Annotated in this window: 20 protein-coding genes and 1 pseudogene; 14 read left to right on the top strand and 7 right to left on the bottom strand. The window is 69.8% G+C overall.

Annotated elements, in window-relative coordinates:
* Positions 1-182 precede the first annotated feature (182 nt).
* Together glmS and ACYQ02_RS11375 are read left to right on the top strand one after the other, a co-directional pair.
* Entirely contained in the window at positions 183-2,012 is a 1,830-nt protein-coding gene (gene glmS / locus ACYQ02_RS11380) for a glutamine--fructose-6-phosphate transaminase (isomerizing) (protein WP_460040535.1), read from the top strand.
* Positions 2,013-2,164: 152 nt separating this feature from the next.
* Positions 2,165-2,548 (top strand): annotated as a pseudogene (locus tag ACYQ02_RS11375) (HXXEE domain-containing protein); the annotation flags it as partial.
* A gap of 24 nt (positions 2,549-2,572) precedes the next feature.
* Here the strand turns inward: ACYQ02_RS11375 and ACYQ02_RS11370 are convergent.
* Positions 2,573-3,880: a chromate transporter gene (locus tag ACYQ02_RS11370; RefSeq protein WP_460040533.1), complete on the bottom strand. Its 1,308-nt coding sequence runs from the start codon at positions 3,878-3,880 to the stop codon at positions 2,573-2,575.
* A gap of 97 nt (positions 3,881-3,977) precedes the next feature.
* A complete protein-coding gene (locus tag ACYQ02_RS11365) occupies positions 3,978-5,774 on the bottom strand; it encodes an ABC transporter ATP-binding protein/permease (RefSeq protein WP_460040532.1) in 1,797 nt (598 codons plus the stop codon).
* Positions 5,775-6,196: 422 nt separating this feature from the next.
* Between ACYQ02_RS11365 and ACYQ02_RS11360 the strand changes: the two genes are divergently transcribed.
* The 5 genes from ACYQ02_RS11360 to ACYQ02_RS11340 all read left to right on the top strand — a co-directional run bounded on the left by ACYQ02_RS11360 (position 6,197) and on the right by ACYQ02_RS11340 (position 11,239).
* Entirely contained in the window at positions 6,197-7,069 is an 873-nt protein-coding gene (locus ACYQ02_RS11360) for a GntR family transcriptional regulator (protein WP_460040531.1), read from the top strand.
* 107 nt (positions 7,070-7,176) lie between these two features.
* The gene (locus tag ACYQ02_RS11355; RefSeq protein WP_460040530.1) at positions 7,177-8,121 is read left to right on the top strand and encodes a ribokinase; all 945 of its coding nucleotides are present in this window, start codon (positions 7,177-7,179) and stop codon (positions 8,119-8,121) included.
* Positions 8,122-8,187: 66 nt separating this feature from the next.
* Complete coding sequence (locus tag ACYQ02_RS11350; protein WP_460040529.1) at positions 8,188-9,141, top strand: nucleoside hydrolase; 954 nt, start codon at positions 8,188-8,190, stop codon at positions 9,139-9,141.
* Between the two features lie 25 nt (positions 9,142-9,166).
* Positions 9,167-10,084, top strand: a complete 918-nt coding sequence (gene deoC, locus ACYQ02_RS11345; protein WP_460040528.1) for a deoxyribose-phosphate aldolase — start codon at positions 9,167-9,169, stop codon at positions 10,082-10,084.
* A gap of 252 nt (positions 10,085-10,336) precedes the next feature.
* On the top strand, positions 10,337-11,239 hold the full coding sequence (locus ACYQ02_RS11340; protein ID WP_460040527.1) for an MBL fold metallo-hydrolase: 903 nt from the start codon (positions 10,337-10,339) through the stop codon (positions 11,237-11,239).
* A 185-nt stretch (positions 11,240-11,424) separates the two neighbouring features.
* Here the strand turns inward: ACYQ02_RS11340 and ACYQ02_RS11335 are convergent, their stop codons facing one another.
* Complete coding sequence (locus tag ACYQ02_RS11335; RefSeq protein WP_460040526.1) at positions 11,425-12,531, bottom strand: aminopeptidase; 1,107 nt, start codon at positions 12,529-12,531, stop codon at positions 11,425-11,427.
* 218 nt (positions 12,532-12,749) lie between these two features.
* Here ACYQ02_RS11335 and ACYQ02_RS11330 point away from each other — a divergent pair, with 218 nt between their 5' ends.
* Positions 12,750-13,391: a class I SAM-dependent methyltransferase gene (locus ACYQ02_RS11330; RefSeq protein WP_460040525.1), complete on the top strand. Its 642-nt coding sequence runs from the start codon at positions 12,750-12,752 to the stop codon at positions 13,389-13,391.
* A 124-nt stretch (positions 13,392-13,515) separates the two neighbouring features.
* Here the strand turns inward: ACYQ02_RS11330 and pdo are convergent, their stop codons facing one another.
* The 4 genes from pdo to ACYQ02_RS11310 all read right to left on the bottom strand — a co-directional run bounded on the left by pdo (position 13,516) and on the right by ACYQ02_RS11310 (position 16,805).
* Positions 13,516-14,166, bottom strand: coding sequence for a protein disulfide oxidoreductase (gene pdo / locus ACYQ02_RS11325; protein ID WP_460040524.1), 651 nt, complete (start codon positions 14,164-14,166; stop codon positions 13,516-13,518).
* A gap of 212 nt (positions 14,167-14,378) precedes the next feature.
* Positions 14,379-15,758, bottom strand: coding sequence for an FAD-dependent oxidoreductase (locus ACYQ02_RS11320; RefSeq protein WP_460040523.1), 1,380 nt, complete (start codon positions 15,756-15,758; stop codon positions 14,379-14,381).
* 113 nt (positions 15,759-15,871) lie between these two features.
* Complete coding sequence (locus tag ACYQ02_RS11315) at positions 15,872-16,273, bottom strand: DUF302 domain-containing protein (RefSeq protein ID WP_460040522.1); 402 nt, start codon at positions 16,271-16,273, stop codon at positions 15,872-15,874.
* 166 nt (positions 16,274-16,439) lie between these two features.
* Positions 16,440-16,805 (bottom strand): ArsR/SmtB family transcription factor, encoded by a 366-nt coding sequence (locus tag ACYQ02_RS11310; RefSeq protein ID WP_460040521.1) that lies wholly within the window; start codon positions 16,803-16,805, stop codon positions 16,440-16,442.
* A gap of 344 nt (positions 16,806-17,149) precedes the next feature.
* Between ACYQ02_RS11310 and ACYQ02_RS11305 the strand changes: the two genes are divergently transcribed.
* The 6 genes from ACYQ02_RS11305 (at position 17,150) to ACYQ02_RS11280 (ending at position 22,591) form a co-directional block, all read left to right on the top strand.
* On the top strand, positions 17,150-17,491 hold the full coding sequence (locus ACYQ02_RS11305; protein WP_460040520.1) for a rhodanese-like domain-containing protein: 342 nt from the start codon (positions 17,150-17,152) through the stop codon (positions 17,489-17,491).
* Between the two features lie 14 nt (positions 17,492-17,505).
* A complete protein-coding gene (locus ACYQ02_RS11300; protein ID WP_460040519.1) occupies positions 17,506-18,717 on the top strand; it encodes an MBL fold metallo-hydrolase in 1,212 nt (403 codons plus the stop codon).
* A gap of 15 nt (positions 18,718-18,732) precedes the next feature.
* Positions 18,733-19,341 carry a sulfurtransferase TusA family protein gene (locus ACYQ02_RS11295; RefSeq protein WP_460040518.1) on the top strand — a complete coding sequence of 203 codons (609 nt, stop codon included), beginning with the start codon at positions 18,733-18,735 and terminating at the stop codon, positions 19,339-19,341.
* Positions 19,342-19,416: 75 nt separating this feature from the next.
* Positions 19,417-19,815, top strand: coding sequence for a DsrE/DsrF/DrsH-like family protein (locus tag ACYQ02_RS11290; RefSeq protein WP_460040517.1), 399 nt, complete (start codon positions 19,417-19,419; stop codon positions 19,813-19,815).
* A 115-nt stretch (positions 19,816-19,930) separates the two neighbouring features.
* The gene (locus tag ACYQ02_RS11285) at positions 19,931-20,704 is read left to right on the top strand and encodes a sulfite exporter TauE/SafE family protein (protein ID WP_460040516.1); all 774 of its coding nucleotides are present in this window, start codon (positions 19,931-19,933) and stop codon (positions 20,702-20,704) included.
* A gap of 417 nt (positions 20,705-21,121) precedes the next feature.
* Positions 21,122-22,591, top strand: coding sequence for a YVTN family beta-propeller repeat protein (locus ACYQ02_RS11280; RefSeq protein ID WP_460040515.1), 1,470 nt, complete (start codon positions 21,122-21,124; stop codon positions 22,589-22,591).
* Positions 22,592-22,622: the final 31 nt, after the last annotated feature.

Raw genomic sequence — 22,622 nt, 5'->3', positions numbered from 1 at the left:
GGGGGCTGTGGGCCGTGCCCGTCCCGCGGAGACTGGCACCGGGTGCGGGGCCGGGGGGTTTTCCGTGCCGATGGGCCCTCGCGGTGCCCGCAGGCCCTCGGCGCGGGGGCCCCAGGGTCCCGGGCGGCTTCCCCGGATTCCCCGGAGCGGATTTCGGATTCCGTAGGAGGGAAAGGCAGCCTATGTGCGGCATCGTCGGTTACGTCGGACCCAAACAGGCCGTCCCCATCCTGATCGGCGGCCTGCGCGCCCTGGAATACCGCGGCTATGACTCGGCGGGGATCGCCGTCAGCTACAACGGCACCGTGGACGTGCGCAAGCGCCAGGGCCGCATCGACGGCCTGGAGGAGGTCCTGGCCCAGCGGCCCCTGCGGGGGACCGCCGGCATCGGCCACACCCGCTGGGCCACCCACGGCCGGCCGTCGGACGCCAACGCCCATCCCCACACCGACTGCACCGGCGCCTTCGTCGTGGTGCACAACGGGATCATCGAGAACTACGCCGAGCTACGGGACGAACTGGCCGCCCGCGGCCACCGCTTCGCCTCCGAGACGGACACGGAGGTCGTCGCCCACCTGCTGGAGGAGCTTTACGACGGCGACCTGGTGCGCACGGTGCAGCGGGCCGCCGCCCGCCTGGAGGGTGCCTACGCCCTGGCGGTGCTGACCCGGCGGGAGCCCGGCAAGATCGTGGCCGTCAAGCAGGCGTCGCCGCTGATCGTGGGGCTCGGGGACGGGGAGAACTTCCTCGCCTCCGACATCCCCGCCCTGTTGCCCCACACGCGCCGGGTCATCCCCCTGGAGGAAGGGGAGATGGCGGTCCTGACCCGCGACGGGGTCCAGCTGCTGCGCCTGGACGGCACGCCCGTGGAGCGGGAGCCCATGACCGTCTCCTGGGACCCCGGGCAGGCGGAGCGCGGCGGCTACGCCCACTTCATGCTCAAGGAGATCCACGAGCAGCCGCGGGCGGTCCGGGATACCCTGTCCGGCCGGATCCACCGCTCCGGCGAAGGCGTGGTGCTGGACGACGTCCGGTTCGACCCCCAGTGGGTGCGGCAGCTGCGGGCGGTTTACCTGGTCGCCTGCGGCACCGCCTATCACGCGGGGCTGGTGGGCGGCCGGCTGATCGAGCGGCTGGCCGGCATCCCGGCCTGGACGGAGATCGCCTCGGAGTTCCGTTATCGCGAGCCGCTGGTCGACGAGCGCACCCTGTTCGTCGCCATCAGCCAGTCGGGGGAGACCGCCGACACCCTAGCTGCCATGCGGGAGGCCAAGCGGCGCGGCGCCCGGGTCCTGGCCATCACCAACGTGGTCGGCAGCTCCGTCGCCCGCGAGGCCGACGACGTGGTCTACACCTGGGCGGGGCCGGAGATCGCCGTGGCATCGACCAAGGCCTACACGACCCAGATCGTGGCCCTGACCCTGCTGGCCGTCCACCTGGCGGAGCTGACGGGCTTCACCGGGCCCCTGGGCCGGAAGAACCTGCTGGAAAGCTTGCGCCAGCTGCCTGAGGCGGTGGAGGCCGCCCTGCGGGTGGAGGAGGAGGTCAAGGCCATCGGTGAGGAGGCCGGCGGCTGGACCGACGCCTTCTTCATCGGCCGGGGCCTGGACTACTTCACCGCCCTGGAGGGCCAGCTCAAGCTCAAGGAGATCTCCTACATCCACGCCGAGGCCTACGCCGCCGGCGAGCTCAAGCACGGCACCCTGGCGCTGATCGAGCAGGGTACGCCGGTCATCGCCCTGGCGACCCAGCCCGCCCTGCGGGAGAAGATGGTCAGCAACATCGAGGAGGTCCGCGCCCGGGGCGCCACGGTCTTCGCCGTGATCCGGCGGGACCTGGCCGGCATCGAGCGGTACGCCCGGCGCACGGTGAAGCTGCCCGTGGTTCACCCCTTGCTGATGCCGGTGGTGGCCGCGGTGCCCCTGCAGCTGCTGGCCTACTACGCGGCGGTGGCCAAGGGCACCGACGTCGACAAGCCGCGCAACCTGGCCAAGAGCGTCACCGTGGAGTAAACCGTCACCAGATGGCGCACCTGTGCCAGGATAAAGGAGAAACGGTAGAACGCGAAGATCCACCGTCCTGAGCAGATTGCACGGGATGGTCGCCGCGAAGCGAAAGCGACGCTGAAGCCGAGCAGGCTGACGGTTTCTCGGAACCACCCGCTCGGCTTCATTTTTTGCCCATCCTGGGGCGCATGGCATATCAACCCGCCGAGTTTGGACTGGTCGTCCTGCTGGTTGCCGTCATGTATACCCTTATCGCCTACTTCGCAACCCGCACGATTCAGGCAGGCCCTAGCATGAACTTATACGTTTCAACGGTCCTGATCCTGTTTGTCAACGTATTTACGCATGTGGGTCAGACTGTGGTGTTGGGAATGTATACTCCTGGGGTGGTGACGGCCGGACTAGTCGTCCTGCCGTATACCGTGAGCGCATTCCAAACACTAAGAGCCCATCAGCTGTTGACGAGCGAGACATGGCGAGTCGCTCCTTTGATGTCCGCTGCCATGCTAGCTGTCATCTTCGGGCTGATGATGGTTGTTTAACGGCGGTGCCTGACCTTGGCCGAGCTAGCGGGGGAGGAACAGTCCGGTGGCCGCACCCGCCGCAATGAGCCAGGCCGAGTTGAGCCGGGTTCGTCCCAGGAGGAGCAGGGCGGCGGCGAACAGCCCGGCCGTCCAGAGGTTGAACACGGCGGTGCGGGCCAGCTGCCAGGTGACCCCCGCCATCAGGGCCAGGGAGGCCACGTTGAGCCCGTCCAGGGCCGAGGCCAGGACCGGCGAGCGCCGCAGCCGGTCGGTCAGGGGGCGGATGGCCGCGACGAAGGCGAACGCCGGCAAAAAGATAGCCAGGGTGGCCACCGCCGCGCCGGCCCAGCCGCCGGTGACGTAACCGACGAAGGTGGCGGTGGTGAAGACGGGCCCCGGGGTGAACTGGCCGGCGGCGATGGCGTCCAGCAGCTGCCGCTCGGTGAGCCACCCTAGCCGCTGGACGAAGTCCCGCTGCAGGAAGGCCAGCAGGACATACCCGCTGCCGTACAGGACCGACCCGATCTTCAAGAAGGTGAGGAATAGGGTGCTCAGGCTGAAGGGCACCGGGGACGTCCCCGCAGCCGCCAGCAGGAGGCGACCCACGCCGGGACCGCCGGCCGCGCCCAGCACGCCGATCCCCAGGGCAGGCTGCGGCGGCCGCCGGCGGGGCCGGTGACGGGGCTGCCGGCTAAGGGCGGCGGCCCCGCCCCACAGCGCGGCGGCCGCGAGCAGCAGGAGCAGCTCGTGGACGCCCGCCAGGTAGAGGGTCAGGGTGACCAGGGCCAGCGCGGCGCGGGCCACGCCGGCCCAGGCCGTGCCGGCCCGCGCTGCGGCGGCTGCCTGTCCCCGGGCGGTGGGGGCCTGGGCCCCACGCCCGTCGCCAGGTCCTGGCCGGGCGCCGCCGGAGGACGCTGCCTTAGGCCGGGCCGGCGGGCGGAACACGGTTCGTCCCAGGCTCCACAGCGCCTGGACGACGATGGCCAGGACCACCGGCAGCACGCCCTCCAAGAGCCGCTCGGCCACGGGCGTCCGGCCGTAGACCGTGTAGACGTGGGCCAGGATCCCGACCATCACCGCGGCCGGCAGGATGAAACAGGCGCCCGCGGCCAGCCATCCCCGCCAGCCCGCCCGTTCCATCCCCAGGTGCATGGCCAGCTCCGTGGAGTTCGGCCCGGGGATCAGGTGGGTGATGCTCAGAAGGTCAAGGAAGCGTTGCTCGTCCAGCCAGCGCCGGCGCCGGACCAGTTCGTCCTGCATCATGGCGATGTGGGCGGCCGGTCCGCCGAAGGCCAGGACACCCAGCCGCAGGAACACGGCCGCTACCTCACGCAGGTTGCTGCGGGCCATGGGAACCCTCCCCTTCCGTGGCCAGTGCCCAAACCCTGCATGCCGCCCGCCGGAGGAACCCGAACCGGTCGAGGAACGGGAACCGGTCCATGACGGCTCACGCGATGCTGCCGAGCCGGCCGGCCCGGCGCGCCCACAGCCACTGCTTGCGCAGCACGGCGCAGCCCACGGCGATCCAGGCCAGGGCGACGGCCCAGGCGACCACGACCGCCTGCCAGACCGACGTACCGTGTCCGATCCCGCGGATGCCCTCAACAACGCGGGCTAGGGGTGAGGCGGCGTTGAGAACATCCAGCACGGCCGGCAGGGGGCCCGGTGGAAGGAAGAACCCGGAGAACACCAGCAGGTAGTACAGCAGGATCTCAACCACCGAACCGACTTGTTTGAACCGGAGGGAGAGGCCCAGAGCGGCCAGGCCGATCCCGACCATCCCGGCCACACCTGCCGGCGCAAGAAGGAATCCCGGCGACGCGATGGCGGCGAGCCCCTGCAGGAAGTTGTTGGGGCCGATCAGCAGCGCTGCCACCCCGCTGAACAGTCCGACCCAGATGATCGAAAGGAGCAACTCCATACCCAACGTTCCCGCGAGCCAAGTTGACGGGCGGGTGCGCGTGACCAAGACCTGCTCGGCCGTCCCCATATACGCCTCCTCCAGGGCCATGTTGCCCAGTTTCGCCACCCCATGGGCGCTGAGGTACCAGAGGCCGAACCCCAGCACCCGTAGAGCGGCCTCCGGGGGCGGTGCGTCAGGGACGGCAAAGAGGGCACCCAGAAAGAAGATGCACTTGATGGCCAGCCCGATGACGAAGTCGAGCCAGTACCGACGATACTCGGCACGTTTCTTGATCCAGGCGGCCCGCAGGACGTTGCCAAAGCCCGGCGCGCCGGCGGTGGTAGGTGCTTGCCTCAGCGCGAGCCCTGAGCATCGGGTCGCGGAGGCGTGATCGCTGGGCTCAACGCCGGCCCCGGACGACGGGCCGTCGCCGTCCGGACCGCCGCCCGTTGCCGGTTCGACCACCCGGGTTATCTCGTGATCCGGGTTGGCCCCCGATGTCCCTGGATCCCGCGGCCACGAAAGGCCGGCTTCAGGTGGCGTGGCGCGCCCTTGGGAGAACACTGCCGCCCGTCGGATGACCTTAAGAAATAGGGCTTCCAGGGTCTCGGGTCCGGTGACCTGGTCCGGGGTGCCCTGCCACACCAGACGGCCCCCGTCCAGGATCACGAAACGGGTACCGACGGCGTGGGCGAAGCCGGCATCGTGGGTGGCGATCAGCGCCCCGCATCCCGGCGGCAGACCATGGCGGAGGAACCGGCGCAAGGCGTGCTGAGCTTCGATGTCCAGGCCCAAGGTCGGTTCGTCCAGCAGGAGCAAAGGCGCGTCCTTCGTCATCGCCACGGCCATGGCCAGCTTCTGTCGCATTCCCCGCGACAGGGATTGGGTCAGGTTCCGAGCCTGGGCGCTCAAGCCGACCTGGTCTAACAGCTCCACCGCCCGGCGCCGGGCGGTGGCCGGGGGCCAGCCGTTTAGCAGGCCGAAGTACATCACGTTTTCAAGGACGGTCAGGTAGGGATAGCTGTTGTTTGCATCTTCGAATATCACCCCAACCTGGGTCCCGATCGGGGTGCGGCAACACCCCCCGCCGTTCCCGGCTCCATGGCCGCCGGCATGGCTGGTCCCATCCCCGGGGCCGCGGACGCGGCCGGCGTCGGGTACCAGAAGGCCGAGAATGCAACGGATCAGGGTCGTCTTCCCGGCGCCGTTGCGGCCGAGCAAGACCACCCGTTCACCGGGGCAAACCTGCAGGGTGACGCCGGCCAGAGCCACGGGGCCGCCGGGATAGCGCTTGACCAGACCCTCGACGACCAGCAGGGGGGCCGGACCGTGCTCGCTCATGCGGGCTTCTTTCGTCGCCCGGACGATGGGTCCTGTTGGGGTCTGCGGGGCGCCCCAGGCCTTCCGGTGCGTCCCGGCCCATGCCAAGGGTGACGGCGCCACGGGGTCGCGCAGGGATCCGGTGTCACGGCGAGTCACGAAGGTGACTTCACGGGAGTGCCAGGGTGACGCGACAAAAAATTCGCCAGCCACTGGTTGACATGCTCGAAAGGCCCATGGTACGTTGTTTGCGGGGCATGTACGTCTATAGACCTCTACTTCGCCTCTGCTGGGGCACATGGGTACGTCCGAGGGCACCGGCGCCCTGCCGGAGTGGTGGGGTTCCGGTGCCCACGGGCCTTCGGGGCCAATGGTCGATCGGTGGAAATGTCACCTGGCTGGGGTTCTGGGGTTCCGTTCCTGAAAGGTTTGGGGGGATGGGCGTGGAGGGACCGCAGCTCGACCGGTCGAGCCCTGTCCCGCTCTACCTGCAGATCAAGGGCTGGATGCTGGAACAGATCCGTTCGGGCCGCTGGCCCCAGCGGTTCAAGCTGCCGGCGGAGGAGGACCTGGCCCCGGCCATCGGCGTCAGCCGCGGCACCCTGCGCAAGGCGATCGCCGAGCTGGTCCGCGAGGGCGTCCTGGACCAGATCCACGGCAAGGGGACCTTCGTCACCACCGGGGGGATCGAGCAGCCCCTGGCCCAGCGGCTTTCCGCCTTCTCCGAACTCCTCGAAGAGCGCGGCATCGCCTACAGTACCCGGGTCCTGCACCAGGGCCTGGAGGAACCGGCGGCCCGGGTGGCCTCCCTGTTGCGGCTGGACCCTGGGGAGCGGGTGGTCCACCTGGCCCGGGTCCGCCTGGTGGAAGGGCGTCCCGTGGCCTACATGGAGAACTACGTCCCCGCCGGCCTGGCGCCGGGCCTGGAGCGGGTCGACTTCACCCGCCACGGCCTGTTCCGCACCCTGGAGCAGGACTACGGCCTCCGCCTGGCCTGGGGCCAGCGAACCTTCGAGGCCCTGGGCGCCGAGGGGGCGGTGGCGCGGCACCTGGACCTTCCCGAAGGCGCTCCGTTGTTCTACATCCAGCAGGTTGTCTATCTGGAGGACGGCCGCCCGGTGGAGTACTCCGACGTGTGGCTGCGCGGCGATCGGTTCCGCCTCTCGGCGGTGGTCCGCCGGCCGCGGGAAGGCCGCGGGCGGGAGCCGGCGAGCGTCGGGCCGGCCGGGCGGCGGGGGCCGGTTCTTCCCGAGATGGGGGACCCGCTGGCCGGCGGCGGCTGGCCGGGACCGGCCGGGGCGAAGCTGTCCTTCTAGCGCCGTCGAGCACCGTCAAGCGCTGTCTTCTCACGGGAAAGTGGGAAAGGCGTTGATTCCGGGCGTCGGGCTGCGACGTCGTCAGGTTGCCCAGGGGGCGTGACAGGATGGGTGGGGATCGGCAGGGCCGGCCGGTGGTGACGGTGGTGGGGAGCTTCGCCGTCGGCCTCACGTTGAGGGCCGAGCGCTTCCCCGTCGCCGGGGAGACGGTGGTCGGGCGGGACTTCGACCGGGGTCCCGGGGGGAAGGGCAGCAACCAGGCGGTGCAGGCCGCCCGCCTGGGGGCGGACGTGGAGTTCGTCGGGCTGGTGGGGGACGACGACCTGGCCGCGGTGGCCTGGGAACTCTACCGCCGGGAAGGGGTCGGCACCCGCTATCTGGGCGTGGTGCAGGGGCGGAACACCGGGGTCGGCTTCATCGTCCTCAACGCCGAGGGCGAGAACTTCATCGTGCTGGATCCGGGGGCCAACAGCCTGCTCGGACCCGCGCAGGTGGAACGGGCCCGGGAGCGGCTGGCGGCCAGCGACGTGGTCCTGACCCAGCTGGAGATCCCGGTGGAGGCGGCGGTCCACGCCTTGCGCCTGGCCCGGGCCGCGGGGGTGGCGGCGGTGCTCAACCCGGCGCCGGCGCGGCCCCTCGCGCTCGATGACCTGGCGTTGGCCGATGTCGTCACGCCCAACGAGACCGAGCTCCGCATCCTGCTGGGGCTGGCGCCCGACGACCCGACGGACTCTCTGGTCCTCTGCCGGCGCCTTCTGGAGGCGGGGGTGCGGACGGTGGTCCTGACCCGCGGCGCCCAGGGTGCGCTGGTGGTGGAACCCGGCGGCGTGACGGCGATCCCTGCCTTCCCGGTGACCGTGGTGGACACCACCGGGGCCGGCGACGCCTTCAGCGCCACCCTGGCCGTCTCGCTGGCCGAGGGGCGGCCGCTGGTCGAGGCCGCCCGCCGGGCAGCCGCCGCCGGGGCCCTGGCCTGCACGGCCCTGGGCGTGATCCCGGCCCTGCCCCACCGGGAGCGGCTCGAGGAACTGCTGGCGGCCCACGGGGGCTGACGGCCCCCGGGGGAGGGGCGCCCCGCCGGGCGGACGCCCGCCGGGCGGACGAAGGAGGAATCGGGCTTGCCGGTTCGTCTGATCATCGACACCGACACCGCAGGGGACGACGTCAACTCGCTGCTGATCGCCCTCCTGCACCCCAACATCCAGCTGGAGGCCGTCACCATCTCGGTGGGCAACGTGGGCTTCGAGCAGCAGATCGAGAACGCCCTCTATACCATCGAGATGGCCGGTCGCAGCGGGGAGGTGCCGGTCTATCCGGGTTGCGCGGTGCCCCTGGTCAACGAGTGGGTGGCGGCGGATTACGTCCACGGCCGCGACGGCATGGGCGACTCCTTCTTCCCCAAGGCCCGGCAGCGGCCGGAGCCCAAGCACGCCGTGGACGCCCTGATCGAGCGGATCCACGCGGCCCCGGGCGAGCTGACCATCCTGGCCCAGGCGCCGCTGACGAACATCGCCGCGGCGGTGATCCGCGACCCCTCCATCGCCACCAAGGTCAAAGCCCTGTACATCATGGGCGGGACCTACTTCGCGCCGGGGAACATCACGCCGGCGGCGGAGTACAACTTCTACGTCGACCCGGAGGCGGCCCGGATCGTCTTCAAGGCCGGGTTCCCCATCTACATGGTCGACTGGGGGCTGTGCGTGCGGGATGCGGTGCTGACCGACGAGGATCTGGAGGACATCGACCGCCTGGGGACCCAGCTCAGCCGGTTCTACCTCCAGGTCAACCGGGTGGTGCGGCGGTTCAACGAGACGGTGGGCATCCGCGGGGTGACCCATCCCGACTCCATCGTGGCGGCGATGATCGCCGACCCGGCCGTGGCCCGGGGCTGGCAGCCCTGCCACGTGGACATCGAGACCCGGGGCGAGCTGACCCGGGGCGCCTCCGTCGTCACCCCGGCGGCGTACGCGGGGGTGGAGAAGCGGGTCGAGCAGGTCAACGCCCACGTCTGCCTGGGGGCGGACACGGCGCGGTTCAAGGCGCTGCTGATGGACATCCTCTCCCGGCGCTGAACGAAAGGGAGGAGGCGGGCGACCGTTGCAGGGCGATGGCAAGGACGGCAATACCTGGGCCGCGACCGCGGTGGGCGCGGCACCGGCGCACAAGGATGGCGGCAGGGAGAGCGGCGGGCCGGCGGCCGATGCCGGCCGGGCGGGGCGCAGCGGGGCGCGCCTGGCCCGGTTCGTCCAGTCGACCCTGATCGCCAGTGACGTTACCGAAGCGCAGGTGATCGCCCACTGCCGGGCCTGCCTGGAGTACGGCTTTCACGCCGCCATGGTGCCGCCCCTCTGGGTGCCCCTGGCCCGGCGGGTTCTGGCCGGGTCGGCGGTGCGGGTGGCGTCCTTCGTCGACTTCCCCCTGGGCTGCATGACGACGGCGGCGCGGGTCGCCCAGGCCCGGGACCTGGCCGAGGCGGGCGTGGACGAGATCGACATCATGGTCCCGCTGGGCCTCTTCAAGAGCGGCCGGCTGGACGAGTTCCGCGCCGACCTGGAGGCGGTGGTCCGGGCGGCCCGGCCGGCGGCGACCAAGGCCATGCTGGAGCTGCCGCTGCTGGACCCCGCCGAGCGCGAGACGATGGTCGAGCTGGCCCTGGCCGTGGGCTTCGACTGGCTGAAGAACGCCAGCGGCGGCGCCGTGGGGGTGGCGACGCCGGACGACATCCGCTTCCTCCGGCAGCGGGTGCCGGCGGGCGTCGGCGTCAAGGCCTCGGGCGGCATCAAGACGGCGGCCCAGGCCTGGGCCCTGATCGAGGCGGGGGCGGAGCTTCTGGGGACCAGTTCCGCCGTCGCCCTGGTGACGGGAGATGCCGGGGCGGGCGCCGGTGCGCCGGCTGCCACCGGGGCCGGGCCCCAGGGGCGCGGGAGCCAGGGGCCTGCGGGTCCTGGCGGCGACGCCCGGGCGGACGAACCGGCCCGCCCGGGGGCTGCGGCCAACCCCCGGTTCGCCTACTAGGCGGGATGAGCCGGGCCCGCCGGCGTCCCGGGCCGGGCGGGCGGATGCGGGGCCTGTGCCGCCCCCGGCGCAACCCGTCGCCGCCGGCGAGCGGGGGCGGACCGGCGGGGGCAGGCGGGCGATTCGGTCGGGAAGGATCGGCAGTCGGGGTACCGAAAAACGGCCGGAGGGCGGGCACTCCGGCCGTTTTCGTTCCCGCGGCGGTCTGGCTGCGCGGACACCGGGGACGGGGGGCCGACAGGGGGGAGAGCGATGGAACCCCGGCCGCTGACGGACCGGGTGGTGTTCCTCCAGGGAGCGGTGAACGCCGGGCTGATCCGGACCGGCGATGGCGTGGTGATCGTGGACACCGGGCTCGACCGTTCGGCCGCCAACAAGATCCTGCGGGCGGCGGAGGCCCTGGGCGAGCCGGTGCGGGCGATCCTGAACACCCATGCCCACGCCGACCACTTCGGCGGCAACGCCCAGATCCTGCGCAAGACGGCGGTGCCCGTCTACGCGCCGGCGGTCGAGGCCGCGGTGATCCGCCAGCCCCTCTACGAGCCGGTCTACCTCTTCGGCGGTGCGGCCCCCATCGCCGCCCTGCGCAGCCGGTTCCTCCTGGCGGAGGCATCGCCGGTGGATCACGAGGTCGAGCCGGGCCAGGTCCTGGAGCTGGGCGGGGTGCAGGTGGAGGTGGTCGACCTGGCCGGCCACAGCCTGGGCCAGGTGGGCTACCGGGTGGACGGGGTCCTCTTCGCTGCCGACAGCTTCCTGGGCCTAGAGCCCCTGGCCAAGCACTCCATCCCCTACCTGGTGGACGCCGGCGGGGTGCTGGATTCCCTGGAACGGGTACGGCGGGTGGATGCGGCCTGGTTCGTCCCCGGCCACGGGCCGGCCGTGCAGGCGGGGCCGGCGCTGGAGGCGGTGCTGGACGCCAACGCCGCGGCCGTCCGGCGCCTGCTGGACTGGGCGGCGGAGCGGCTCCGGCGGGGGCCGGCGGGGACGGAGGACCTGCTGGCCGAGCTGGGCGCCCATTTAGGCGTCGTCATGGCTGACCCGGCCGCCTATGCCTTGAACCGAACGGCTCTCCTGGGTGTGCTGGCGACCCTGGAGCGCCAGGGGGCGGCGCGGGTGGAGGTGCGGGACGGGCGGTGGTGGTGGGTGGCGCCGTAACGCGGTGGGTGGCACCGTCGCGTGGTGGGGACCCCGGCGCGTGGTGGGTGGCCCTGTCGCGTGGGGGGTGGCCCCGTCGCGTGGTGGTGGCGCCTCGCGGTCGCCGCGGTGGTGGGTGGTGCCCAAGCCGTGGTGACGGGCGGCACGCCATGGGGGCTGGCGGCCGCCCTTTCACCGCGATCAGGCTACACGGCGATGAGGAACCGGCCGTCGGCGAAGATCCGCTCGCCGTCGGCGTAGATCTCCCCGCCCTGGCGCAGGTCGCAGATCATGTCCCAGTGGATCGAGGACTGGTTCCGGCCGCCGGTGATGGGGTAGCTGGCGCCCAGGGCCAGGTGCACGGTGCCGCCGATCTTCTCGTCGAAGAGCAGGTTGCGGCTGAAGCGGGTGATCCGGTCGTTGGTGCCGATGGCGAACTCGCCCACGTAGCGGGCGCCGCCGTCCGTGGCCAGCAGGGCGTCGAGCAGCGCCTGGCCGCGGGCGGCCTCAGCGTGGACGACCCGGCCGTCCTCGAAGCGCAGCCGGATGTCCTCGATCTCCTGCCCCTGGAAGATCCCCGGGAAGCTGAAGCGGATGGTGCCGCGGACGCTGGCTTCCACCGGACCGGTGAACACCTCGCCGTCGGGGAAGTTGATGTGGCCGTCGGCGTTGATCCAGGTGCGGCCGGCCACCGACAGGGTGAGATCAGTGCCGTCCCCCACCACCCGGATCTCCCGGACGCCGTTGAGGAACTCCACCAGCCGTTGCTGCCGCCGGCTGACCGCCTGCCAGGCGGCGACGGGGTCGTCCTCGTCCAGGCGGCAGGCGGCGAAGACGAACTCTTGGTAATCGGCCAGGGACATGCCGGCCTCCTGGGCCAGGGCCTGGGTGGGGAAGAGGGTGACGCAGTACTTGCCGTCCCGGCCGATGCGGGCCATGAGCTTCTCGGTCAGCGGCCGCCGGGCCTCCTGGGCGATGGCCAGCCGCCGCGGGTCGACGCCGCTCAGGGCCTTGACGTTGTGGGGCGCGTGGATGACCAGGGAGTTGCGGTACTCCTCGTAGGCCACCCGGTCCAGGGGGGTCAGCACCCGGAGCTGGTCCTCCGAGGCCTCCTTGAAATAGATCTCGCCGAGACCCTCCAGCTGGGCCAGCACCTGCGGCAGGGCCCCGGCCCGAAGGGCCTCCCGGTAGATCGCCTGGACCAGGGGTGTCGCCAGGTCAGAGGTCTGGATCAGCAGGTGATCGCCGGGCTCCAGGCCCAGGGAGTAGCGCACCAGGACCTGGGCGAACCTCTGGATGCGGGGATCGGTCACCGTGGTCGCTCCTTTCCGGTCTTAGGATTGCGACGCGGGAGCGCGGGGTTCCTCCCGGCGACCAACGACCGGTTCAGGAGCACGGGCCACGACCCGTCCTGCCCTTCTTCCTGGTGACCGGGGAGCCGGGTCCCCGTTCGGGGTCGGAATGAAGGGGAGGTGGGGGTATGGCATGCCCGCCGTTGGCGCCGAACCACAACGGTGGGGCCAACCACCCTGTGCCGGAGGCTGCGCGCCACGGGCGCAGGGATCACGGGGCTGGGCACCACGAACCGTGGGAGGCCCAGGTCTCCTGGGCGGAGATCTTCGAGCACCAGAAACGGCGTCAAGCCCTGGTGGAGGAATGGTTGAAGTGGCTGGATCTCCGGCCCGGGGATCACCTGGTGGACCTGGGTGCGGGCCCGGGGCTCACCAGCCTTTTGGCCGCCCGCCGGGTGCGGCCCCACGGCCGCGTGTACGCGGTGGACCACTGGCCGGAGGCCCTGCGCTTTCTGCGCCGGCAGGTGGAGGGAGAGGGACTCGGCAACGTGCACGCCGTCCAGGCGGACATCGCCCAGGACGACCTGGCCAGGGTCATCCCGCCCCACCATGCCCGCAAGGTGGTCCTGGCCCATGTGCTCCACCATGTTCCGGATCCGAGGGCGGTCCTGGGTCACCTTCACCGCTGGCTGTTGCCGGGCGCCCGCATGGTGGTGGCGGAGTTCGATCCGGAGGGGGCCGGTGAGGTGGGCCCGCCCCGGGAGGAGCGCATTGCCGAGGCGGACCTGGCCGGATGGTTGACCGGGGAGGGTTTCAAGATCCTGGGTCGCAAGCACCATCCGGAGCATGAGCAGTACGCCATCCTGGTCGAGCCGGCTTGACCGGGGTGGGCCTCCTTACGCTTCTGTCGGCCGTTCTTGCCCGCCGCCCTGCCGGCGGGGTGCCACGACAACCCGCCGGCCTCCCCTGGGAGACCGGCGGGTTGTCACGGCCGAGGGAACCCTGTCAGGAAAGGGCCTCCTTGATCAACGCCAGTAGGTGCGGTTCCGGTGCCGCGCCTTCGACGGCAGCCGACCCGTTCACCACGGTCTTGGGAACACCGAACACCGCGAACCGGTTGGCCAGATCGGGGAACTCCATGGCCTCGATGGCGTCGGCCCGCACCCGGTCGCTGGCGAGGGCCATCTTGTGAGCCAGGCGGACCGCCCGGGGACAGTACGGGCACGTCGGCGTGACGAATACCTGCAGGTGGACGTGGGTGTCCAGCGACCGCAGGTATGCCTCGGTTTCCGGGGACAGCCCCGTGACACCGCGGGAGACGTCGACGATGTCGTCGATCAGCGTCCCGAACTCGTAACCGGCCGGAATGCCGTAAAACCGCATCCCGGTGTCGCTGCCGTCCGCCCGGGCGAACAGGATGGCCGGGACCATGTCGACGCCGTGGCGCTCGGCCAGCTCGGGTTCCAGTTCGACATCGTGGACCTCGAGGGTGATGCGGTCGTCGAGCTCCGCCACCGCTTCCAGCAGCTGGCGGGTGTCCTCGCAGTAGGGGCACTCGTCTTTGTCCGCGCGGATGAACAGCTTGAGGACCACCGGTGATTCCATCGCCTCAAAGCGCCGCTGGATCTCCCGCCGGTCCTGCTCGGAGATCTTCATCCCTTTCGTCACCTCCTCTCGGGGATCCCTCTCTGTGCGGATCCCGGGAGTCCCGGCCGGGCGGCGCGCTGGTCGCCGGCTGCAGCCGACCACGCACCGCCCGACCGAAAACCTGCAAAACCAACCTGCAAAACCATTGAAACCAGCGCTCTCTCGGGAACAGTGTTCCCGCCTGCCGGGGCGACCGGCTGCATGCACCATCGGAGACGCCTCTAGTCCGACACGCCCCGGATGGCGTTCATGGCCTGGCGTGCGGCGATCAGCACCGGGTCCCACACGGGTGCGAAGGGGGGCGCGTAGGCCAGGTCCAGTTCGTAGAGCTGGTCCACCGTCATGCCTGCATGGAGGGCCGCCACCAGCGTGTCGATGCGCAAGACGGCGTCGACCGGCCCTGCCATCTGGGCGCCCAGCAGGCGGCCGTCAGGCCCGTGGACCAGCCTTACGTGCAGCTTGTCGGCACCGGGGTAGTAGTGGGCGCGGGAGCCGTGGCGGATCGTCGTGGCCGCGGCCTCCAGGCCCGCCAGCACGGCCTCGCGGGCGGTCAGGCCCGTCCGGGCGACGCCCAAGTCGAAGACCTTGACGATGGCCGTACCCAGTACCCCGGGGAAGCGGGCGTGGCCGCCAGCGGCGTTCTCGCCGGCAACACGCCCCTGCTTGTTGGCCGTGGTGCCGAGGGGAATGTAGGCGCGCCGACCGCTGACGCGGTGGACGGTGTCGGCGCAGTCGCCGGCGGCATAGACCGCCGGGTGCGACGTGCGCATGAACTCGTCCACCTTGATCGCCCGCCCGGCACCCAGCTCGATGCCGGCCGCCTTGGCCAGCTCGGAATTGGGCCGGACGCCCACGGCCACCAGGACCAGATCGGCCGGCAGGGTGCGGGCGTCGGTGTCCAGCGCCCGCACGCGGCCACCGTCGCCCAGCACGGCCCGCGCCCCCTCACCCAGATACAGCGCCACGCCGTGGCGGCGCAATTCATCGTGGACCAGCTCGGCCATCTCCGGGTCCAGGTTCGGCATGACCTGGGGGAGGCGCTCGACGATGGCCACCTCCATCCCGACGCTGACCAGGGCCTCGGCCATTTCAAGCCCGATGTAGCCGCCGCCGACGACCACCGCCTTGCGTCGCCCCTGGGCCACCAGGGCCCGGGCGTGCTCGCGGACGGCGATGCCGTCCTCGATCAGCCGGAGGAAGTGGACACCCTTCAGGTCGAGGCCGGGGATGGGCGGCTCGACGGGCCGGGCGCCCGTGGCCAAGATCAAGGTGTCGAACTCCACCTGCCGCTGGCGCCCGGTCACCAGGTCGCGTACCTCCAGGTAGTGTTCGTCCGGATGAATGGCCGTGACCTCGTGCTGGACGTGAACGGCGATGTCGCGTTTCTGGCGGAAGAACTGCGGCGTGTAGATCACCAGCTCGCTGGGTTCACGGATCAGGCCGCCGACGAAGTAGGGGAGACCGCAAGACCCGTACGAGACGAAGCCGCTGCGCTCGAACACCTCGATCTCCAGGTCAGGATCGAGGCGCCGCGCCCGGGAGGCGGCGCTCATGCCGGCCGCGACGCCCCCGACCACCACCAGGCGCTTTCTCCGGGACATGGTGCACCATCTCCTGCGGGGGCGGGGAGGCGGCGGCGGGTGAGCCGGGTCGCTTGCACCGCACCGGTCCCCGCCGGAGCGGCCTGGCCGCCCCGGAACAGGATGCGGCGGCCTCAGCGGGCCGCCGCATCCACCGCCGCGCGCAGCTCCTCTTCCACCTCGGTCGCCAGGTCACGAAACCGCTGGTCGCCTAGCAGACCGATCAGCGTCTGCGGGCGCAGCAGGCCGATCTTCGTGCGGTTGCCGTCGTTACGGTCGGCGTACACCACGATCTTGCAAGGCAGCAGGTAACCAACCTTCTGATCGGTCTCCAGGGCCTGCTTGGCCTTGGCCGGGTTGCAGACCTCGAAGATGTGGAAGTCGGGTTCCAGGTCGAAACCCTTCTCCCGTAGCTTCGCGTTGACGTGCAGGTGCCAGAGGGCGCTGAACTTCCGTTCGGCCAGCGCGGACTGCAGCGCTTGGATGGCTTCGTCCACCGGCTTGTCCGTCGCCACCGTATAGTCCAGCTCCGCCATCGCCGATCCCTCCCTGCGCTTCCCACCTGGGCTAGGCTCTGCCCCGTTGGTCTCATGCGTCACCGGGCCGGCAAGCTCGGTGGGGGTTGTGACCCGTTAACTGCCCGGTCTGGGGTGCCTTCGCACCTGGGGGCCGCCCCGCAAAGCAGCGTACGGCCTCGCCTCGTCACAGTTGCCCGGGTTGCGCACCGGTGCCGCCCTGAGCGGCCAGCATCGCATTGCGCCGCAAGTGCTCGAGGAGCACGCGGCGCACAGCCTGGCACGCTTCCAGGATCTCGCGTGAGGCGAGCCGGTAATACACGTTGAGCCCTTCCTTCCGCGACTCCACAAGCCCGTACTGGCGCATGAGAGCGAGGTGCTGGGAGAGGTTGGCGGTGGTGGTGTCGACGGCCCGTGCCAGCTCACCGGCCGTCATCTCACCGCTGGCCAGGGTGTAGAGGATCTCCAGGCGTTTGGGGCTGGCCAGCACATGGCATAGCCGCGCCTGCAGCTCCAGCAACTGCTTCTCCGTATCCGTCCGCTCCGCAGTCATGGGCTACCGCTTCCCCGGCTCCTCGCTAAGTAACTTCTAAACTACTCCCAATATGATCCCCCATGGGCCCGCTGTCAAGTCGGCCTTCTATGGCGCCCCGGGGCGCCATCCGGATCACGGCAGGCGCACGCGTGCCTCCGGCCCAACCCGGCGCCCGGTCCGGCCGGAACGGCCGGCACGAATTCGCGTGGGGCTTGCACGAGGGGGAGGTGCCTCGTAAACTAATTTCTAGTTTCAGCAGTTTCTTAATCTAAAAATGGATTCGGCAACATCCGGCCGAGTCCGGCAGGCGGCCCGCACGCGTTCCGGACCGCCGGTCCGGCCGGGACCAAGGGGGGAACATCATGGCGATGCGCGCTCCGTGGCCGGACACCATCACACCCGAGGAGCTGCGCCGGCGACTCGAGGCGGGCAATACCCCGCTAATCATCGACGTGCGTGAGCCCGACGAGTACGCCGGCGGGCACATCCCGGGTGCCCGGTTGCTCCCGCTGAGCCAGGTACCCGTCCGGTACCGGGAGTTGCCGGCCGATCAAGAGATGGTCCTCGTCTGCCGGAGCGGGAACCGCTCCGGCCTGGCCCAGCGATGGCTGCAGGGGATGGGCTTCCGCAACGTCCGCAACCTGGTGGGCGGGATGCAGCGGTGGAAGGGCCCGGTGGAATACGGCCCCGGGCGAGGACGTTGAGGGGAGGGACAGAGGTGGATCCAAAGACGCGCACCCCCTCGGAAATCGATGCCGCTGAGCTCAAGCAGATGCTGGACCGGGGCGAAACCCCGTTCCTGATCGATCTGCGCAACGACGAGGAGTTTCGGCGCTGGCGGATCGAAGGCCGCCAGCCCCTGCAGGTGATCCACGTGCCGTACTACGAGATCCTGGCCGAGGCCGAGGAAGACGACCTCGTCGCATCCGCCAAGACCTACGCGCGCCGGCACTGGGTCGACCACCTGCCCCGGGAAAGGCGGATCGTGGTCGTGTGCGCCCACGGCGGCACCTCCGGGTATGTGGCCCAGGGGCTCCGCGAGCTGGGCTATGACGCCGTCAGCTTGCGCGGCGGCATGATCGCCTGGGGTGACCATTACGAATTTGTCCGGGTGGTGGAGGAGGAGGACCTTGCCGTTTACCAGATCAACCGCCCGGCCCGGGGCTGCCTGAGCTATCTGGTGGCCTCGGAGGGGGAGGCGGTGATCATCGACCCCCTGCGCCACGCCGAGCGCTACCTGGAGTTCGCGCGCCAGCACGGCCTGACCATCACGCGGGTCCTGGACACCCACGCCCACGCCGACCACATCAGCAGCGGCGCGGAGCTGGCAGAACAACTGGGAGTGCCCTATCACCTGCACCCCTACGACGCCATTCACCCCATGGACGTGTTACCCGCTACCTTCCGCTACCATCCGGTGTACGACGGGCAGGAGTTCCGGGTGGGCCGTGCCACCTTGCGGGCGATCCATGTGCCCGGCCACACCCTGGGCCAGGTGGTCTACCTGCTGGACGGTCGCTACCTGTTCAGCGGTGACACCATCTTCGTGGAGTCCATCGCCCGACCGGACCTGGGTGGCCGGGCCGAGACCTGGACGCCCCTTTATTACCGGTCCCTTCTCCGCCTGATGGAACTGCCGGACGAGACGCTCGTTCTTCCCGGGCACTTCAGCCGGCCGCAGGAGGCGGACGCCCGCGGCCGCGTCGCCGGTAGGCTCGGCGACCTCAAGCAGTCGAACGAGGGCCTGAAGGCCCTGGCAGCGGGCGAGCGGGCCTTCGTCGACTTCATCATGGGCCGCTTGCCGGAGTTCCCGCAGCAGTACGTGGACATCAAGCGGGTGAACACCGGGTTGCTGCAGCCGAGCGAGGAGCAGGCGTCCGAGCTCGAACTGGGGCGCAACGTCTGCGCGCTGGCGGAAGATGCAGCCTGAGGGAGGGATCCGTCCGTGAACGCTACGTTCAAGCCGAGCGCCACCGTGGACGCCCGTGGTCTTTCCTGCCCGTTGCCGATCGTGCGGGCGCGCAAGGCGATCGATGCCCTGCAGGTCGGGGAGATCCTCGAGGTACTGGCGACCGACAAGGGCGCACCGGCCGATTTCCGGGGCTGGTGTGAGCAGACGGAGCACAAGTTCCTGGGCGTGGTGGAGGACGACGGTTTCCTCCGGCTGTATGTCAAGAAGCTGGTCCCTGAAACCAAGGAGAAGGGACCACTCTTCGATCGTGTGATCAGCAACGAGGAACTGGCCCGGCGCCTCGAGGCCGGAGACACGCTGACCGTTCTCGACGTCCGGGAACCTGAAGAGTACGAAGCTGCGCATATCCCCGGTGCCCTATCCGTACCCATCGAGACGCTGTCCGAGTTTGCCGCCAGGCTCGACCGCACGGCGGAGGTCGCCGTGGTCTGCCGCAGCGGTCGCCGCAGCGCCTACGCCTGCCGCATCTTGGAACAGGCCGGCTTCGAGAAGGTGGTCAACGTGGTGCCGGGTATGTCCGCTTGGTCCGGGCCGGTCGAGCGCGGCGGTGCCGGGGACGGCCCGGCACCGGCATCCCGCTGATGTCACGCCGGCAATCGGTTACCACAAGTCAAAACGGGCTTCAGGGACGGCGCATCCAAAGGGGAGGAGTCTACGGTGTCCGTTCGTCGTGTTGCCATTATCGCCAGCCACGGCAACATCGACGATGCTTACAAGGTCCTGAACATCGCCACGGCGGCCGCCGCCATGGGGGCGGAGGTCCAGGTCTTCTTCACCTTCGATGGCCTGAAGATCATCCACAGGGAAGCGAACCGCCAGTTGCCGGTGCCGGCGCACCTGCAGCCAGCGCTGGAGGGCTTCAAGAAGAACAACGTGCCTTCGGTGCCCGAGCTGCTGGAGATCGCCAGGGAATCGGGAGTCAAGCTGATCGGCTGCCAGATGACCATGGACGTCATGGGCATCGGCCTCGACCAGCTGGTGGACGGGGTGGAGCCCGGCGGCGCGGCCACTTTCCTGGCCTTCGCCGCTGAGGCGGACGTCAACGTCACCTTTTGAACGGTGGGACCGGGCGCCCGGGACCGGATCCGGGCGCCCGGTGCACCCCGCGGCCACGTGCGGTAACGGGGCGCTTTAGGAATCTGAGGACATGGGACAAGGGGAGGAAGGCCGGATGAGCGCCCTCCTGTTCCTGATCGGCCTGGCCGGCGGGTTCTTCTCGGGATTGCTGGGGCTCGGCGGTGCGATCCTGATGGTTCCACTGCTCCTGTTCGTTCCGCCGTTGTTCGGTTTCCCGGCCCTGGACATGAAGCAGGTGGCGGCCATCACCATCGTGCAGGTGTTCTTCGCAGCGTTCTCCGGCATGGTGGTCCACTGGCGCAACCGGTTCGTCCACAAGGATCTAGTCCTGAGCATGGGGGGAGCCAGCGCCCTCGCCGCCCTGGCGGGCGGCCTGCTGTCCGATCTGGTGAACCCCCGGACGTTACTTCTCCTCTTCGCCGGCGTTGCTACGGCCGCGGGCGTGTTGATGTTCCTGCCCCGCCGTGAAGACGACCCGGACGCGACGGCGGACCACGTCCGCTTCAATCGGCCGCTGGCGGTGGCCATCGCCCTGGCGGTGGGGTTGGTGGGCGGGCTCGTCGGGGCGCCCGGCGCCTTCATCTACGTGCCCCTGATGATGTACGTGCTCAAGATCCCGACGCGGGTCACCCTGGGCTCGACCCTGGCCATCGTCCTCTTCACCGCGGCCTTCGGCATGTTGGGCAAGGTGGCGACGGGACAGGTCGACTGGTCGCTGGCTCTGGCCCTGGTGTTGGGTTCCGTCCCCGGAGCCCAGGCAGGGGGGTATCTGTCGAAAAGGGTCCGTGCCGGTGCACTGCGCTGGATGGTTGCCGTCGTGGTCTGGGGGTCCGTGGTCCAACTGTGGCGCCAGGCCGTCTCCGGGTAACAGATGGTGCCGGCCGGGTAGGTCGCAGCGGAAGAGGTTGTCGGTGGCCAGAATCGAACCCGGTCCCAATATGATGTCCCAATGCAAGTGATACCGAAGTGCAATTGAGGCGGAGCTTCGATGCCGTGGCGACCGGCGACCGGCGGCATCCGGGCCGGTGATGCCCTGATCGTCTCCGGCCTGTGTGTGAGACGTTGAAAGGCGCTGGTTCTCTGCGCCAGTACCGTTCCTCAAAGGGGGCCGTCGATCATGGGAGGGCAGCGTCAAGTGTCCGTGGAGCCGTGCCGTGCTCGCGTACGTCCCGGCTCGCACGGGGCCACCCGCCTTGGCCTGACCGGGCTGGTGGCCGCATCGCTCTTTCTCGCCGCGTGCGGCGGGGTGATGACCCCGGCGGCGAGCTTCGATCCCGACTACGATGTGCGCTGGTACGAGTCCCAAAACGCCGCCGGGCCGGAACTCGAGCCCAAGTGGGACGGTAACGGCTGGCTCTACGTCGCCGACGAGGTGAGCCAGGGTGTCACCGTGGTCGACCTGGCCACAGGCGAGCCGGTGCAGTTCATCCGCACCGAGGGCGGCGTGCCGCACCACCCGTATATCACCAAGGATCAGCGCTGGGTGCTGGTGACCATCCGTTACGGCGACTGGGTGGCGGCCATCGACACGGACAACGGCAACAAGGTACGCCGCATCGACCTGCCGAAGTCGGCCGACGGCAAGCCGGCGGGGCCGCTGCACATGGGCATGACGCCGGATGGCGGGTACGTGCTGGTCACGCTGAACGGCTCGGGCGCCGTGGCCGTTCTGGATGCCAAGGACCCTCGGCTCTTGCGCGTGGTGGAGGTCGGGAAGAAGCCGCGTGACGTGGTGGTCACCCCCGACAGCAAGAAAGCGTACGTGAGCCTGCAGGCCGACACCCGGGTGGCGGTCATCCACTTGGAGAACTGGCAGGTCCACCACATCAACCGGACGAACACGGACTACGGCAGCGGCTCCGGCAGCGGCCTGGGGATGTCGGCCGACGGCAAGTACGTGGCCGTCGCCAACACGCTGGACAACGAAGTGATCATCATTGACACGGCGACGGACCAGATCGTCCACCGGGTCGGGAACGTGCCGAAGCCGGTGAACGTGGAGTTCCTGGGCAAGACCCACATCGTCTCCACCGGTAACCGTTCCGACGGCTCCTTCTCCTTCATCGATGCGGACAAGGGCCAGTTGATCAAGACTGTCAAGACGGGCGGCGGGGCCAACATCGCTTACTACGGCCCCGACGGCAACGTGTGGGTGGATCACAACGGTGCCCAGCACATCAGCGTGTTGGACTTCGACACCTTCGAGGTCATCAAGGAGATCCCGGTCGTCCAGAACCCGCACTGGATCTACTTCTCTCCGAACGGGAAGACCGCCTACGTCACCAACTGGGGGAGCAACTCGATCTCCATCGTCGATGTGGAGAAGATGGAGCGCGTCAAGAACGTGACGGTGGGCCTCAACCCCAACGGCTTGGCGCTGAAGTCCAACGTCCCGCCGGACGTCATCTCCCGGTGGCAGGAGAACAAGGACCAGGCCAAGGCGGTCATCGCCAAGGCCACCAAGCTGGTGATGCCGGAGCCGCGCTCGGAGGCGGAGGCGTTGTTCTTCCAGAAGTGTACGATCTGCCACGACGTGGGCCGTATCATCCGTAACAACGCCAAGGGTGACCAGTGGGACGCCATCGTGGAGAAGATGCGGGGCAACGGGGCTCCCATCAACGATCAGGAGGCGAAGATCATCGCCGAATATCTCAAGAGCGATCAGCACCGCAGCCTCGACATCAAGACCGAACTCCAGATCGAAGAGCCGTTGGACCCGGCCAAGGGGTATGACGACGACTCGGTGATGCCGTAGACAAGGTCCTGCCGCCACGTCATGATGGAGG

This window comes from Thermaerobacter litoralis (assembly GCF_054654595.1).
Note: the sequence above shows the minus strand (reverse complement) of the source record. Positions and strands in the feature narration are given on the sequence as shown.